Origin of the sequence: Psychrobacillus sp. FSL H8-0510, from assembly GCF_038008345.1 — a bacterium.
Taxonomy (GTDB): domain Bacteria; phylum Bacillota; class Bacilli; order Bacillales_A; family Planococcaceae; genus Psychrobacillus; species Psychrobacillus psychrotolerans.
The window spans coordinates 738,479-754,951 of the sequence record NZ_JBBOYZ010000001.1; the positions used below are offsets into that span (position 1 = coordinate 738,479).

A 16,473-nucleotide genomic window follows, 5' to 3' on the forward strand; every position below is an offset into this window, starting at 1 on the left:
ATAACTGTTCTGTGCTTCATGTGGTTCAAGAATAGATGATGGAGCAAAGTTTTGCTCAATATGTGGTAAAGATGTAGAAGTGAAAATAGAAGCATTAAAATCTACTACTAACAAGAGAAGGGTTAGAACTAAACCTAAACCTGACATTGATAGTCAAATACTTAGATTATTTATAGGTGAAAAAAAGCAACACTATTACATACGAAGATGGTCAAAAGGTTTGAATACGTGGAACTGGATAGCTTTTTTCTTTCCACTTTTTTGGTTTGGTTATAGAAAAATGTATAAGCCAATATTTTCGATTCTCGGAGTTTTTATAGGAATAAACCTCTTAGTTACTGTATTAGGAATAGACGAGGTTATTTTTAATGCCGTGATGGGGTTCGCTGTTTCATTTACTGTTGGAATTACCGGTAATATGTTTTACCGTCGCCATGCACTAAAAAGAATTCGTGAAATGTCAGAGAGTAATATTAGTGATGTAGAGTTATTAAAAAACGAAATTCAGTTGCGTGGCGGTACTAGTTGGAAAGGCGTTTTTGGAACACTTGTATTGGGAGGAGTTTCTTTACTAATAGTAATGACCATGTTCATATTTGTCCCGACTAATAATAAAATTACAGAATCAGAGCCAGATTCTAATATTGAATCCGAGATTATTAAGGTGCTTGAAGGTAATATACAAGCACTTGAAAACGAGAATATGGATGAGTATATGTCTAAGGTGTATACACATGCTGAGCAAACAACTTTTGCGGAAATAAAAAAAATGCTAAGTGACCTATTTGAAAACTTTGACTTGGCATATGAACTTAGGGATTTTGAGTTTTTATCTATATCAGAACAAGAAGTCAAAGTACGTGTAACTCAAATAACAACTCTTGTAGAAGGAGAAAACTTCCGAGATAACGAGTCCATATTCATCCATACACTGAAACCTCAAAAAGAAGAGTGGAAGTTTTTTGACAGTGAAGTAGAGTCCATAAAGTATTTGGCCGAAGATCAATCCGTAGTATCTAATGCGGAGACTATCTCTAATGATTCTTCCTATATTCCTACATTAAAAGCACCTAGCATGTTTGATTTTTTTATTGAGGATAAAATCGACGTAAATAATGATGGAATCTTAGAAACAATTTCTTTTAGAGGTGGGGCAATAGGAGGTAGCAGTTACTTAAATGAAAATGTAGAAATAGTAGTAGAAATTGATGGAATTGAAATAACGCCACTAACACTTTCTGCAGAGAATGCGCCAATTCTTTACTTTTATGATATTAACCAAGATGGTTGGATGGAGATTTTCTTCGAGACCGGTGCCCGCATAATAGGAACGGAAATGTACGAATTCACACCAGACGGATTAGCAAAGGTTACCACCTTAAATGGTTCTGTAAAGAAGTTAGCTCCTTATGAGATAATCACAAGCGAATATAATTACGTATTTGATAAGTCTTTAATAGTGAATCCTTAGATTGTCCCTGTGTAAGATACAATTCCGAATTGTATCTTACACAGGGACCTTTTTTGTGTGGACATGTCATAGCCACCAAGACTAGCACATATAGTAGAAATGATATTACATCATGATAGCGACTTTATAACTAACTATTTTCATAGGAAGGAAGCGGTTTTTATAAAAAAGCATTAGCGGTATGGAGCAAAATTTATAGTTAGGCTCGTCAACTAAATCACGCTTTGGAAAAGGGGAAATTTGTATTGAAGAAAAACTTATCAAGTAAGTTATTTAGCATATTAATGGTACTAGCTATGGTATTAACGATGCTTAGCCCGGCTATGACTGCTTCTGCAAACTCAGCTGTAAAGCCATTCAAGCAAAATACACCAAGCGAAAGTACGATGCAGTTAAAATCAGCTATAGCACAACAGTTAAATGTATTAGATGGTGGGCCAAAATTACACAAAGACTTACAAGACCAAACGGGTAACCAAGATGTTGCTGTGATCATTCATTTATCTGAAAAACCAGTTGCTCTTGAAAAAGGAATAAGCGAATTAAAAGGAAAAGCGTTCTCAGCTACTGAAGAAAAACAAGTGAGAACCAAAGTAAAGGCACAACAAACATCTGTGAAAAAGGAATTATCTATAAAAAATATTACGATTAAACAAGGTTATGCCTTTGATACAGTGTTGAATGGTTTCGCAGCAACAGTTAAAGCGAGTGATATTCCAAAACTACTAACTGTTCAAGGAGTAACATTAGTGGAACCGGACACAATTGTTTATGCGTCGGAGGAACCACAAAAAACGAAACCAACAAAACCTTCTACAATTATTAAAACTCCTAAAGTAGATGCAAAGATGAATACAAGTATCTCTTTCTTAGGAATTGAAAAGCTTTGGAATGAAGGAATTGAGGGACAAGGGGTTAAAGTAGCGGTACTTGATACAGGTATTGATGCAGATCATCCAGAATTCGCCGGCATTTATAAAGGTGGAAAGAACTTCATTCCAAACTCATCTACTTATACAAAAACACGTACAGAAGATGATGCTTCCGAGACATTACCTTCTGAACGTCCAGCAGGAACACCTGAATTTAATACAACGGGAAGTTCATTTTATACATCACATGGTACACATGTTGCTGGCACAATTGCAGCAATCGGCGCAAACGAATATGGCATTAAAGGGATTGCACCTAAAGTAGATCTTTATGCATATCGTGTACTTGGAGCGTATGGTAGTGGCTCAACTTCAGGTATAGTAAAAGCAATAGATACAGCGGTAATTGAAAAAATGGATGTTATCAACCTTTCACTTGGCGGAGGAGCAAACTCTGAAACCGATGCAGGATCATTTGCTATAAATAATGCCATGATGGCTGGTACTATCGGAGTTGTTGCAACGGGTAATGATGGTCCAAATCGTGGCACGATGGGAACTCCGGCTACTGCACGTTTAGGGATTGGAGTGGGTAACACAACAAATCCTGAAACGATGCATAACGGAGAAGTTAAAGTTTCAGTTGGAGACTATAACTTAACGAAACAACTTCAGTTAATGGGTACAACTTTTGGAAAAGATTTAGCAACACAACTTCAAGGTGAGTTTGACTTAGTAGCAGTACCTGGCCTTGGAGAAGTAAAAGATTATGAAGGAATTGATGTGAAAGGGAAAGTAGCTTTGATTGCTCGTGGTTCAATTGCATTTGTCGATAAAATTGATAATGCGAAGGCACAAGGAGCAGTTGCTACAATTATTCATAACTCAGCAACAGGATCGGGTACACCAAATGCATCAGGTACATTCCTTGGCGATTCATTTGCCTTCATTCCAACTTATGATATGTCTTTGACTGATGGAGTGGCAATTCGTGCTGCATTGGCAGGTGGAACAGGAAAAGTTAGCTTTGGTAAATTTGCTTCCACGAATACTGTTGGAGATGATGTAAATGACTCCAGTTCACGTGGACCTTCTACACCAAACTTTGATATTAAACCAGATGTAAGTGCACCTGGAACAAATATTATGTCTACTATTCCAATGTACAAAAAAGATTTTCCTGAAGCTGTTTACGACGAAGCATATGATCGTAAAACAGGAACTTCTATGGCAACACCGCATATCGCAGGTATTGCTGCGCTTGTAAAACAAGCAAATCCTGATTGGAATGCTTTTGATGTAAAAGTAGCCCTTTCCAATACGGCTAAAATATTGGATACAACGAAGTATGATGTATTTGCTCAAGGAGCAGGACGTGTGAATGCATATGCAGCAGCACATCCAGAAATACTTGCTTATGGAGTAGATACTGCAGTGTTAGATGGTACTGGAGCAGTAGTAGAAAACTTAAAAGGGACAGTTACTTTCGGTCCACAATCACTGAAAGAAGGTAATATTTCAGTAACAAAAGAAATTTTAGTAAAAGATATTGCTGGTAAAGGTGGAAACTATAACGTTTCAGTGGATGTAACAAAATCCTTTGGTGATGCAAAAGTGACGATAGACAAACCGACATTCAATCTTGCTGGAGAGCAAGTGTTAAAAGTTACATTGACTGCGTCTAAAGCAACTGCTCCAAACGGTTCTGAAATACTAGGATATATCTATATTAACGGTGCGGCTTCAGAAGTTTCCTTGCCATTTGCGGCTGACTTTGGTGGAGCAGAGGCAACCCAATTAAAAGACTTCAAAATCTCAACTACAGATTTGTCATTTAATGGGGATGGAGTTAAAGATACTGCAGTTCTATCATTTACACTAACTGGTGACGTAACTACTAACTATATTGAACTTTGGGATATTATGAATCCTGAAGGTGGGGAATACGGGGATGGCTATATTGGTTACTTACATTCAGGTGCAGCACTAGCAAAAGGATCTTATACCCTGAATGTTGCCGGACAGTACAAACCATGGGGTACTGCACCTGCAACAACGATTCCAGATGGTCTATATACAGTTGACTTTACTGGCGTTGCAGCTTCAGGAGTAGTTTCCGACTATGTAGGACCAATTGTCGTGAAAACTACAAAACCAGTAATTACTGGATCAGTAACTGAAGGTAATGCAACAGGTAAAGTAACAGACAAATATATCGATTACAATGAAGAATTATATTTATACGGTTTAGAATATAATTTAAATGAAAAATTAAAAGCTTCGTATATTGCCACTGAAAACGGGGTAGCAAAAGCAGCGGTTTCATTTAATTTGAATGAAGATGGTAGCTTTACATTCCCAGTAACAGCTGACACAGATTCAGTAAAAGTAATTATTAATGACGCTGCAGGTAATGTTGGCGAAGCATTAATTTACGAAAAAGAAATAGTAGAACCTGTATTAACTCTTTCTGTTAATCCAACTTCGCTAGACTTAACAGCTGGAGAAACATCTCAACTGACTGTAACAGAAACATCTACGCCTGTAGAAGGTGATGCAACTACTAAAAATGTAACTTCCGAAGCTAAGTATGTAGTAGCAGACGAAAGTATCGCAACAGTTGCAAATGGATTAGTGACTGCGGTTGGAAAAGGTTCTACTACAATTACAATTACACATGGTAAAAATGAAGTGACAGTAAATGTGACGGTAAAAAATCCAGTAGTTATTGTACCAGGGGTCACTTTAACTGCTAACAAAACACAGATCGATTTGGAACCAAAAGAAGAAGCACAATTGAAAATAACAGAAGTAACAACAACAGCAGATGGAAAAACTAAACGCAAAGATGTGACCAAAGCTGCAACATATAAAGTGGCAAACAACAAAGTTGCTAGCGTAAAAGATGGTTTAGTCATAGCAAAAAATGCAGGAAGCACAGCAATCACTGTTAAATACGGTAAAAACGAGCTAACTGTGAATGTGACCGTTACAGAACCAGAGGTAACTTTAACGGCAAATAAAACACAAATTGACCTACAAAAAGGAAAAGAAGCCCAACTGAAAATAACAGAAGTAACAACAACAGCAGACGGTAAAACGAAAAAGACAGACGTAACAAGTGCTGCCAAATATTCAGTAGCAGACACTAAAGTAGTTTCAGTAAAAAATGGTTTAGTAACAGCTAAAGATGCAGGAACTACAGTCATTACAGTTAAATACGGTAAAAATGAATTAACTGTAAATGCTACAGTCACTGAACCAGGTGTGACATTAACGACCAACAAAACGCAAGTTGATTTGGAAGTTGGAAAAGAAGCCCAACTGAAGATAGTGGAAGTAACAACAACTGCAGATGGAAAAGAAAAGAAAGTAGACGTAACAAAAGCTGCTACGTATAAAGTGGCAAACAGTAAAATTGCAACTGTAAGCAATGGCTTAATAACGGCAGCAAAGGCAGGGGAAACTACTATTACCGCTAAGTATGGTAAACAGGAAGTAACTATAAATGTGATAGTTACAGAGCCGGTAGTGACTATAACAGCAAATAAAACTGAAATTAATTTAGAGCCAGGAAAAGAAGCCCAATTAATCATTAAAGAAGTAATCACTTCAGCGGATGGAAAAACGAAACAAACGGACATCACAAGTCTTGCAACATATAAATCTGGAAACAATAAAGTTGCAATTGTAAATAAAGGTTTAATAACAGCAAAAGGTGTAGGAAGCACAACAATTACCGCTAAATACGGTAAAAATGAAGTTACTGTAAATGTAACAGTGGCAGAACCACAAGTAACACTAAGCGTAAACAAACCAGATATTAGTTTGGAATCAGGCAAAGAATCCCAATTAAAAATTATGGAAGTAACAACAACTGCAGATGGGAAAACAAGCGAACGAAACGTGACAACTGCTGCAACATATAAAGTGGCAGATAAAGCAATAGCTACTGTAACAGATGGTTTAGTGAAAGCCAAAAATGCAGGAAGCACAACGATCACTGCGAATTACGGTAAAAATGAAATAACTGTAAATGTGACGGTAACCAAACCAGAAGTGACGCTGTATACAGACATCTCACAAATTGATTTGGAACCAGGAAAAGAAGCGCAACTGACTATTAAGGAAATCACAACAACAGTAGACGGAAAAACAACAGAAAAAAATGTTACCTCTTCTGCAAAATACAAAGTAGCGGATAATTCTGTGGCTTCTGTAACGAATGGTTTAGTCAGAGCAAAAAATGCAGGAGCCACAACGATCAATGTTAGCTACGGAGAAAATAATCTAACAGTAAACGTAACTGTTGCTGCACCAGAAGTAACATTGGTTGCAGATAACACACAAATCGAGTTAGAAGCTGGAAAAGAAGTGCGTATAGCGATTAAAGAAGTAACAACAACACCAGATGGCACAGCAACTGAAAGAGATGTAACAGCTGCGGCAAAATATACTCCAGGAGATAAAGCATTAATCACAGTGAACAGTGGTTTAGTAAGAGCCAAAAAAGCAGGAAATACAACAATTACCGTTAAATACGGTAAAAATGAACTCACACTAAACGTAAATATCACAGAAGCAAGCATCAGATCAATCGTTCCAGGTTCTGAAACTGTAGTCCCAAGTCCGGAACTTTCAGTACCAAGTTTTGAATCTATCATGCCGGATGCAGGAGCGATTCCTGTCTCTGCTTAACGTAAACTGTCCCTGTGTAGCAAACAATTCTGATAGTTAACGAAAAGCCCACGCCTCTTATATAGCAGAGGTGTGGGCTTATTTTTTTGTCCCTGTGTAAGATACAATTCAGAATTGTATCTTACACAGGGAACTACTAAATTCCATCAACATAATCACGATGAATATACAATTCCGTGTAGTCCACCGAGTCCGAAAGAACCTTGATCCATTCAGATTCTAGTAGATTATCATCTAATATCGTGATTGGCATTCCACTATTTGTATATCGATAGGCAGCTGTAAAATTAGTGCCAGGACCAGTACGAACGTTTAGACCAGATGTGTTGGTGATGCCAAGTTTGTAGGGAGTCAGAGAATCTCGTCCACCCATCATTTGATCGATACGATACATATGGCCGGCAGCTTTTGCTCCCCAGTATGGGTCAGATGCATATTTAACGTTGATCCCGATTGCTTTGTTGCCAAAAACTGCACCATTCGCATAACCGGCGTTCGGACGAAGATAATTTTTGTTTAAAAATGCATTTACTAGCTCATCAATATTTTGTTCCACTGTTGTAAAATATTTGGCTAAAGGATTGTTGTCTGTAACATAAAGACCAAAAAGGTTATTGTATTCTTGCGCTCTATTACTTAAACCGTATGCACTTTCATGCTGAGCTAGTGCAAGGATGAATAATGCATTGATATGCTGCGATTCTTCTAATTGTTTAAGATAAGAACCGAGACCAATAAGTTTACTTTTTTGAGTTGCCTGTTGATATAATATATTATTTGGGTAATCGCTTTCTAGCTTTTGAAGCATGGTCATTATATAAGTGTCGATTTCTTCCGCTGTATAATTCGTTTTACTTCGTGCGGATAAGTATTCAAAATAAGGATAGCTTGTCCCTATTTCTTGTCCAGAAGTATTTGTAAAATGAACACCATCCACGCTATAGTATGTCTGACCGGGAATCATAAAAGCAGGTGCAGCTCCAATTTGATAGGAAGAATAAGTTTTACTGCTTTTTGAATAAATAGAATGTACTAGTTGACCATTAGCTGCAGAAAAATATGATCTACCTGTCAACGCACTCTCCGGAATAAGATTACTATTCTCATGTTTAATAAACATGTTCTTACCTGCGACATTTACCTCCACATAGGCATCTGTAGAGTCAATATATAGTAGATCTGTATTTGCAGTTACATAAGTAAATGCTTTGGTTAGTTGCTTATCAGAATAAACATTCGTTAATACATTAGCTCCATTAGCTTTCGTAACGACCATTCCACGAGACATTTTGATAAGGGAATCCTTATACTGGATGGCCTGACCTGGCTTTAAGTTGGTTAAAGCAATCTCATAAGTAGCGTACGATTTTACTACACTAGTAGTTCCATTGGCTGCAATATTGACGACATCGTATGTACCGGGTGTCTCAATTGTAAATTGTTTTTGATTGTATGTAGCGAGGGGTTTACCATCTTCATCCGTCACACTATTTGTAATATGAAGTGTATACGTTGCTGCGTAAGTATACCCCTCAGTTGGAGCAGCAACTTGGACGCTTTTACGATCCGAAGCGACAGTAAGTGGCCCGTTTTGCTTTACCCCAAATTGGTCCAACACATAAACCGAATTAGCGTGGACACTACTAGCATCAACTGCCTTATTGAACGTTATAGTCCAAGTTTTATCGGGTTTTACATTTACAGAAGTCTCAAAACTAGCTGCGCTCGATAGGGATGGTAGTATTAATAGCATACAAAATACTAAAATACCTACAAAAAAATTATTCCTTAAATTTACTTTTTGAATCAACTTATTTCCCTCCTTTTTTAATAATAATCACCCTACTATACTATCAGCTTATAGACTAAATGTCCCTGTGTAAAATACAATTCAGAATTGTATCTTACACAGGGACCTTTTAAATTCTGCTGAACTCCATTACAATAGGAACTAATGAACATCCACAAAAGAAGGAGGTAATAAAATGTTAATAAAAGCATTGAAAAAAGCATTGCCAATTTTAGTTTGTTTTGGACTATTCATTGCAATTCCGATGAATTCACAAGCAACAACGAAAGTAATGTGGGGAAAAACTGAGCTGAAGCTTGGACAAATTGGAAAAGTAACAATTTTAGCAGACACTCCACTTGTGAAAATGGAAAGCAATGGAACATTATCTACCGTTCGTATGCTGAAAAAAGGGGACGAATATCGCGTATACAGCTATAAAGGCCAACATAACGGATTATACGGTGTAGGCGGAAGTAGCTTCGTTCAAAAAAACACAGCAAAAGTAAAATACGAAACACCTTCTAAAAGAAAACTAGCGCTTGTAACTCCAAAACCAATCATCACAACTCCAGTGGATCCACCGGCTTTGGAAGTAATTGATATCCAGTAGTCCCTGTGTAGCACACAATTCACTTCCATTTCGAAAAGCCCGCTTTCCAACTAGGAAAGCGGGCTTTTCGTTATTTCAAATACCTTTTTGCACCTGCGTAATTCCTCTTATAATTTCCTGCATTCATTGATTCTATTTTGACCTTCGAAGAGGCATGTGGAGCATGGAGCATTTTGCCGTCCCCTACAAATAACCCGACATGATACACTTTTCCTTTTCCTCCATTACCTGCGAAAAATACTAGATCACCAGGCTGTAAGTTTTTCTTGGAAACGGATGTGCCTTTTGTTGCTTGATAAAAGGAGTCGCGCGGTATAAGTATTCCATGGTTCTTGTACACGGAGTAAATGATACCTGAGCAGTCGAAGCCATAAGCAGAAGTGCCTGCCCATAAGTATGGAAGATCTAAAAATTGTTTAGCGCTATTGACGATATCTTTTTGAGATGGCTTTGGTACTGCTGCGTAATTTTTATAAACCTTCGCATCTTTCTTCGCTAAGTATTTAATGCCATTTGCTGGAGTCATTACATGCAACCATTCACCTTCTTCTTTCACTACCGGAAGAATAGTCGTGTAACTGATCGGGATATAAACTTTTTTCTTATTCGTATCTTGGTATAGATTAGTAGATTTTGCATTTACAATTGCGATGGGACATTCAGAAGTATCTGTAGTTGTTTCTACTATATGCGATGATGGGACCCATCCGGGATATCCTTCTTTTTGGTAGGGGACATACTGATCTTTAACAGCAATTCTAGTCCATTTACCGCTCTTTTTTAAGGTGACGACTTCATCACCGAATAGTGCTTGCGTATCGGTTTTGTCCACGAGCCACCATTTTTGGGTCAGATTCATACTTTTCGTCCACTTTGTAATATTTACAGGAGTGGTAATAGAAGCTTTATCTACTGGTCTATTAATATTTGGTTTATGCCAAAGAGACGTTACTTGTACATTCACAAACGTCTTTTTTACCTTACCTGGTTTCTCACAGGAAGCAACGGGAACAGGTGTAGGTGTTGGAGCAGGAGTAGGTACTGGCGGCGTAGGCACTGGTACTGGTGTTATTACTTTTCGAAAAGCTGGATTCAAAACACGGGCAAGTAAAATAGCAAAATCTTCCTTTGTAATATTGACTAATGGTTTAAAAGTATTGTCTGGATATCCAGTAGCGATACTATTTGCTTGTAATACATGAATAAACTCAGAAACCCAATATTCAGGCAACACATCTACGAAAGGAGTTTTAGTAGTACCCGTTAAATTGAACCCGCGAACAAGGAAAACGGCACCTTCGCCCCTTGAAAAGGATACATTTGGATTAAAAGCACCATTCTCGTCCAATTTAATAATTCCTTTTTCTACAATTGCAGCGATTACAGGGAAACTTGCATGATCCCTCGGAACATCGGAAATGACCAAATCGGATTGTGCCTTAACCTCCAACCCCAGTGCTTTTACAAGCATTTCTGCAGCCTCTAGTCTTTTAAGTTCTTGTGATAACCCAAAGTCTTTCGACGGATCACCTACTAAAATGCCTTTAGAAGCTAAAAAGTCTAACTCCGCTTTAGCAAAATAATCATCTCCAACATCTTTGAATAAAGGAGCGGCACTCACATTACTAACAGATAAAAACATAAGCGTAAATACTACTACAATTACGGTAAACCTTCTCAGAATTCCCAACCCCTTTATCTTCCTATATACCTACCTCATATGAAATGCATATACATGATGATTTATACCAAACAGCATACGGATCACTCCTTAAGGTAATTCTCTATGATGGTTCAATTCTCCTTTGCCTTCGTTAAACAAACAATTAGGAATTATCAAAATACTATTGTTAGGTCTGATACTTTCATGTAATATAAACAGAGGTATCACTGGAAAAAATTGATAATACAATTTTTCTTTAAAGTAAAATGGTAGTCATAATTCTTAAGGTAGATTCATATATTATTTGTTCAAAATAAACCTAAAGGAGGGGATACATATTGCGTAAAATATGGGCATGTATACTAGTCGTAACTTTTACTTTCTTTAGTATTTATTCTCCATCTGTGTATGCAGAAAATACAAAAATTGACTATGTAGCGTTAGGGGATTCATTGGCTTCTGGACATAACCCTTATGGAGTAGCTGTTAGCAGGGGATTCACGGATATCATAAGTGAGGTTTTAGCAAAAGAAAAAGTACTAGGTTCGTTTATAAAAGAGTTTGCAGCTTCTGGTCAAACTAGTGTTGGATTGGTAGAAACGGTAAATAGAACAGACGTGCAGAAGTCTCTAAAACAAGCAGAACTTGTAACGATCATAAGCGGAGCCAATGATTTTATCGATGAATTCTATAATCCTGTAAATGGAAGTATTCAAATCGATCTTCCTAAAGCAACTGCTCTTCTCGAAACCGTATCAGGGAATTTAGCCACTGCTATAAAGCAGATAAAAACGCTCAATCCTGATGCAGATGTGTATTTATATGGTTATTATTTCCCATTACCACATATTCAAGATGTAGCTTTGAAGCAAAAAGTGCAACTTGCTTTTAGCATTGCAAATGATCAACTTGCTACTTTAGCTAAACGAGAAGGTGTTCATTTCGTTGAAGTTGCACAGATGTTTGATAAAAATGGAATTGCTTATTTAGAAAATCCAGCAGATATTCACCCAAATATGGCGGGGTATCAAGTGCTAGCAGATCAGTTTTTTGCTAATTTCTCTATTCCTGTAAACAAACCGCTTCCTAGCATTCCCGATAAATGGGGTCAAATTATTGAAAAATCCGAGCCAGTAGCTTCAAACAAAACTTGGACGATCAACTTAAACAAAGTTGTTAACCTAAAGAGTGTAGATAATGGAATTTTCGTTGTAAAGGACGGGACAGTACGTATTCCTGTTTCGATAAAGGTATCTTCTACGGACCCGAAGCAGGTTCTAATTTCGGCACCAAAGCAAGGATACAAACCAGGTAGTTATGAATTAATGATAACGAAAGATTTAAAAGATTCTCTAGAAGGCCCATTAAAAACAACCGTATTAATGAAATTTCAAGTAAAATAAACGAACATTAAGGGGAAGATTATGAAGAAAAACTTTATGAAGACTACAACAGCGGCAGCCTTATTAACAAGTGCTATTTTGGTGGCTTCGCCAAGTGCATTTGCAAAAACAAACACGGTAGATCAGTCGGTTCATGCCTTAAAGGTGGAATTAAATGCAGCGGCTAAACAATATGTTAATCCTGCAATTGCTGGAAACTTAGCTCCAAGCAATTCATTGTATCCAACTTTAAACAGTGTAAAGAAAAACTTTGAGTCCACAAAAAAAGCCATCGCAAACTCAAAGCTTTCTGCGAAAGAAAAAAACAGCAAACTAAAAGAAATCGATGCACTATACAATGAGAAAATCACAAAAGGATTAGTACCATATATGGATGCTTATAACTATGCTTCTAAATATATAGCACCTATTATGAGTGACTTAAACAAAGCGGAACAACAAAATGATTTAGCAGCAGTAGAAAAAGGTTACCATGACCTGTCTGCCCAACTAAGAGAAAGAACATCAATTTTATATCGTTTTTCTGGAAAGGCTGCGCGTGATCTATTATTAACACAATACAAAAAACCGGCCGATCAAGTCCGTGATAAGTTAAAACTTCCAGTAACTGTTTATATGAAGTTAGCAGAACTGCAAGGCCTGGTTACATCTGGTAAACTGCCAGAAGCATTAAAAGCATATGAACAACTTAAACTACTAGCTGCAAGTTTACCTAAAGATTCTACTAACCATTTCTATACCGCATTACAACAAGAAATGAAAAAAGTAGAAGCAATAGTAAACGGAAACCCTAATCTTACTCCTGCACCAATCACAACACAGGAAGCATTAGATGTAAAAGTAGCTACATTAGTGAAGACCACCAATGCTAGCACAGATTCCAAAATAACTTTAGCATCTACCGTTTCTAACACACTTGAAATTGCAGTGATAGAAGATATCAGTATTATCCAATTTATTGGTCAAGATTTTTACACTTCTCTAATCAGCAGCCTAGGAATCCAAAAAATAAACGGGAACAGTCCATTATCAGCGGAAGCCCTAAAAGACTTGAAAGCAACATTTCCCGCAGATGCAAAAACACTAGCTGACCTAAAAGGAAAATCTTTTACTTTCCCTATTACCGTAAATAACACACCAGATTTCACAGTGAACTTCACGCTTAAGTTCTAGTATGTCCCTGTGTTGCAAACAGTTTTGACATCTGACTACATCCTTACTCTCTCTTGCTTTTCGCTGGAGAGGGTATTTTTTATGTCCCTGTGCAACAAAATACTCAGAAAACTACAGACGATCCTATCATCATTTACTAAACGTGATTGTAGATATCTACATTTCTTTAAACTCCCACTCCTACCCCAAGACCCGAACCCGTAATTAATACTGTTAGTAAGTAGGACTAGATATTACTTCTTTCGCAAAGTAGTGACGTTGATAGATTCTGCCTTTATTTTCTTCTTCGTGTCACTTATATACCTCTCTTTCCTTGAATCGGTAGAGTTGTTTTGGGAATAAGGTTCGATTTAAGAATTCTTCCCAAACCCTTATGATAAGACAAACCAAGCCTTAACTTCTGTAATATAGTTGCTTTGCATATAGCAATGCTCCAAAAACTACGAAAAAAAGTTGGCACAAATAAATACCAAAATATACCGAAAAATATCTTTTTAATAGACTTTTTAGGTACAATATACATGTAATCATTTGAATGTTTTCACGAACCGGGACAAATAGAGGGGCTAAAATAGTACATTCTTATCTAAAATTGTATTATTTTGTCGAGTTCGCTGTTGAAATACTCTTAAGTAGATAGTATTATTGAATTGTTGAAATATTATTAATATATCAACTGAATATCAACTATTAAAAGGAGGAGAAGTATGAGCAAAAAGCTAATCAAACAAACGGCGGTAGCAGCTTTGTTAGCGTCAACAGTTCTATCATTCTCACCAGTAGCAATGGGAGCATCATCGCTTGATCAGTCAGTCAATAAGGTGAAATCACAATTAAGCAAAGCAACGACTCACTATGTGAATCCCTCTTTAAGTGGCAAAGTAGCTCCGAGTAGCGCGTTATACCCAGCTTTGAACACGATGAAGAAAAACTATCAATCTGTTAGAAAATCTGTTGTTTCATCTAAACTTTCTTCATCCCAGAAGCAAGCAAAACTAAATGAGTTAGATGCGGTTTACAACGAAAAGATATCTGGTGGTCTGGTACCTTACATTGATGCATATAACTATGCAACAAAGTATTTAATGCCAATTATGAAGAATATTCAAGTAGCGCAAGACAGAAATGACTTTGCAACAGTAGAGAAAGAATATCATAAATTATCTTATCAACTAAAAGGAAGAACTGCTATTTTATATCGTTTCTCTGGTAAAGCAGCGCGAGATCTACTATTACAAGAATACAAAAAACCAGCGGATGCTAAACGTGACGAGTTAATGGTTCCTGTAACTATATACATGAGCCTACTTGAAATCAAAGACTTCCTCGCTGATGGTAAAGTGATAGAAGCAAAAGCGGAATTTGGAGAAGTAGAAGCACTTTTAACACGTCTTCCAAATGCAGCAAACAACAAATTTATCACAGCATTATTAGAAGAAGTTGAAAAAGTAAAAGCGGCAGTAAATGCAGAAACACTTACAGCGCAACAAGTATTGGATTCAAAAGTTGAAGGTTTAGTTACTGTATTAAACACAAATTTTGCAGATAGTACAACAGCTACGACAGATGGTTCTAACTCCTTAACTGTTACAGTAAAGGAAGATCTACAACTTGTAGAGTTTTTAGGTAAAGGATTTTTCTCAACATTTACTAGTGAACTAGGTGTAACTAAAGTAAATGGTTTTGATCCTACATCAGCACAAGGCGTAAACTATCTTGCTACCACATTTTCAGGTGCAGATTCACTAAATGATCTTAAAGGTAAGACAGTTACACTTCCACTTACAGTTAATAACGGATCGGAGTTAACAGTCAACTTTACCATTTCATTTAAATAAAATAATCCCCTCACATCTCACAGTGTGGGGGGATTTTCTGCATTCTTCGACAATTATTGATACTATCAACATTACTATTTATTGAGCATGAAGGAGAGAGATATGAAGAAATTTAAAATATTATTAATCATACTAGCTATAATCATTCTTGTTGGCGGAGGTTATTTACTTTATATATTTAAATTTAAAGAATACGATGTTGCCGATGAAAAAGTTTCAGAAATTGTCGCAGAACCATATAAAGTAGAGCTTCCTGATGGGAGTACTATTTTTATAGATGAGAACGGCGAAATTATAGAAGAAACATCCGAAGGGAATAAAATCTCCACATCAAAAAATAATACAAACGCCATAAATGAGACAACAGATAGCTCAAATGACAGTTCAAACGGAAAAACGTCGAATGAGTCTACATCCGTTTCCACGAATAACTCAAATGATTCATCTAATTCAAAAGATACCATTTCAACTGGCGACAACAGTGGCAACACAAATAATTCCGAGACAACAACAGTGGCAACCATAAAAGATAAATATCGTGCATCTTTCGAAGGTTTAGAAGCGCAAGCAGATTCCAAGATAAATGCATTAATCGGACATGCTATGGAAGAATATAGTAGTGAAAGTGGAGAAGGTGTCAATTTTGGATACTTCTATAATAAATACATGACAGCTGCAAATGGACTAGAAAACAACACGGATACAATATTCAATGCAGTTATCTTAGCTGTGGAAAAAGATTTGATTGCAAATGGATATGATAAGTCGTATGCACAAAGTTTCAGAGATGAGTACGAAGCAACAAAAAAAGCAAGAAGAGATAGTATTCTTAGTAAAGCGCTTAAAAGATAACAAAATTATCCCCTCGATTAGGTTTCATTAACAATAAACGAGGGGATAATACGGTGTGTCTAGTTTCAACAACTTAGTAATGTATGTACTTAACAATGGTC

9 protein-coding genes and 1 pseudogene are annotated in these 16,473 nt (G+C 36.8%); 8 read left to right on the forward strand and 2 right to left on the reverse strand.

The features are described 5' to 3' along the window. Positions 1-4: 4 nt before the first annotated feature. The 3 genes and pseudogenes from MHI40_RS23405 to MHI40_RS03665 all read left to right on the forward strand — a co-directional run. Positions 5-67 (forward strand): annotated as a pseudogene (locus MHI40_RS23405) (zinc-ribbon domain-containing protein); the annotation flags it as partial. A gap of 12 nt (positions 68-79) precedes the next feature. Continuing rightward, complete coding sequence (locus MHI40_RS03660) at positions 80-1,471, forward strand: DUF2628 domain-containing protein (protein WP_340761549.1); 1,392 nt, start codon at positions 80-82, stop codon at positions 1,469-1,471. Between the two features lie 296 nt (positions 1,472-1,767). Then, positions 1,768-7,041, forward strand: coding sequence for a S8 family serine peptidase (locus tag MHI40_RS03665; protein WP_445678336.1), 5,274 nt, complete (start codon positions 1,768-1,770; stop codon positions 7,039-7,041). A 136-nt stretch (positions 7,042-7,177) separates the two neighbouring features. On the opposite strand, the gene MHI40_RS03670 is transcribed toward MHI40_RS03665, so the two are convergent. After that, on the reverse strand, positions 7,178-8,851 hold the full coding sequence (locus MHI40_RS03670) for a glucosaminidase domain-containing protein (protein WP_340761551.1): 1,674 nt from the start codon (positions 8,849-8,851) through the stop codon (positions 7,178-7,180). A gap of 175 nt (positions 8,852-9,026) precedes the next feature. Between MHI40_RS03670 and MHI40_RS03675 the strand changes: the two genes are divergently transcribed. Beyond that, the gene (locus tag MHI40_RS03675; protein WP_340761552.1) at positions 9,027-9,443 is read left to right on the forward strand and encodes a hypothetical protein; all 417 of its coding nucleotides are present in this window, start codon (positions 9,027-9,029) and stop codon (positions 9,441-9,443) included. A 70-nt stretch (positions 9,444-9,513) separates the two neighbouring features. Here MHI40_RS03675 and MHI40_RS03680 read toward each other — a convergent pair whose 3' ends face one another. Continuing rightward, the gene (locus MHI40_RS03680; RefSeq protein ID WP_340761553.1) at positions 9,514-11,133 is read right to left on the reverse strand and encodes an NlpC/P60 family protein; all 1,620 of its coding nucleotides are present in this window, start codon (positions 11,131-11,133) and stop codon (positions 9,514-9,516) included. A gap of 311 nt (positions 11,134-11,444) precedes the next feature. On the opposite strand from MHI40_RS03680, the gene MHI40_RS03685 reads away from it, so the two are divergent. The 4 genes from MHI40_RS03685 (at position 11,445) to MHI40_RS03700 (ending at position 16,372) form a co-directional block, all read left to right on the forward strand. Beyond that, positions 11,445-12,509 (forward strand): SGNH/GDSL hydrolase family protein, encoded by a 1,065-nt coding sequence (locus tag MHI40_RS03685; protein ID WP_340761554.1) that lies wholly within the window; start codon positions 11,445-11,447, stop codon positions 12,507-12,509. A 21-nt stretch (positions 12,510-12,530) separates the two neighbouring features. Further along, a complete protein-coding gene (locus MHI40_RS03690; RefSeq protein WP_340761555.1) occupies positions 12,531-13,682 on the forward strand; it encodes a hypothetical protein in 1,152 nt (383 codons plus the stop codon). A 707-nt stretch (positions 13,683-14,389) separates the two neighbouring features. After that, positions 14,390-15,520 (forward strand): hypothetical protein, encoded by a 1,131-nt coding sequence (locus MHI40_RS03695; protein WP_340761556.1) that lies wholly within the window; start codon positions 14,390-14,392, stop codon positions 15,518-15,520. Between the two features lie 102 nt (positions 15,521-15,622). Continuing rightward, positions 15,623-16,372: a hypothetical protein gene (locus tag MHI40_RS03700; RefSeq protein ID WP_340761557.1), complete on the forward strand. Its 750-nt coding sequence runs from the start codon at positions 15,623-15,625 to the stop codon at positions 16,370-16,372. Positions 16,373-16,473 lie beyond the last annotated feature (101 nt).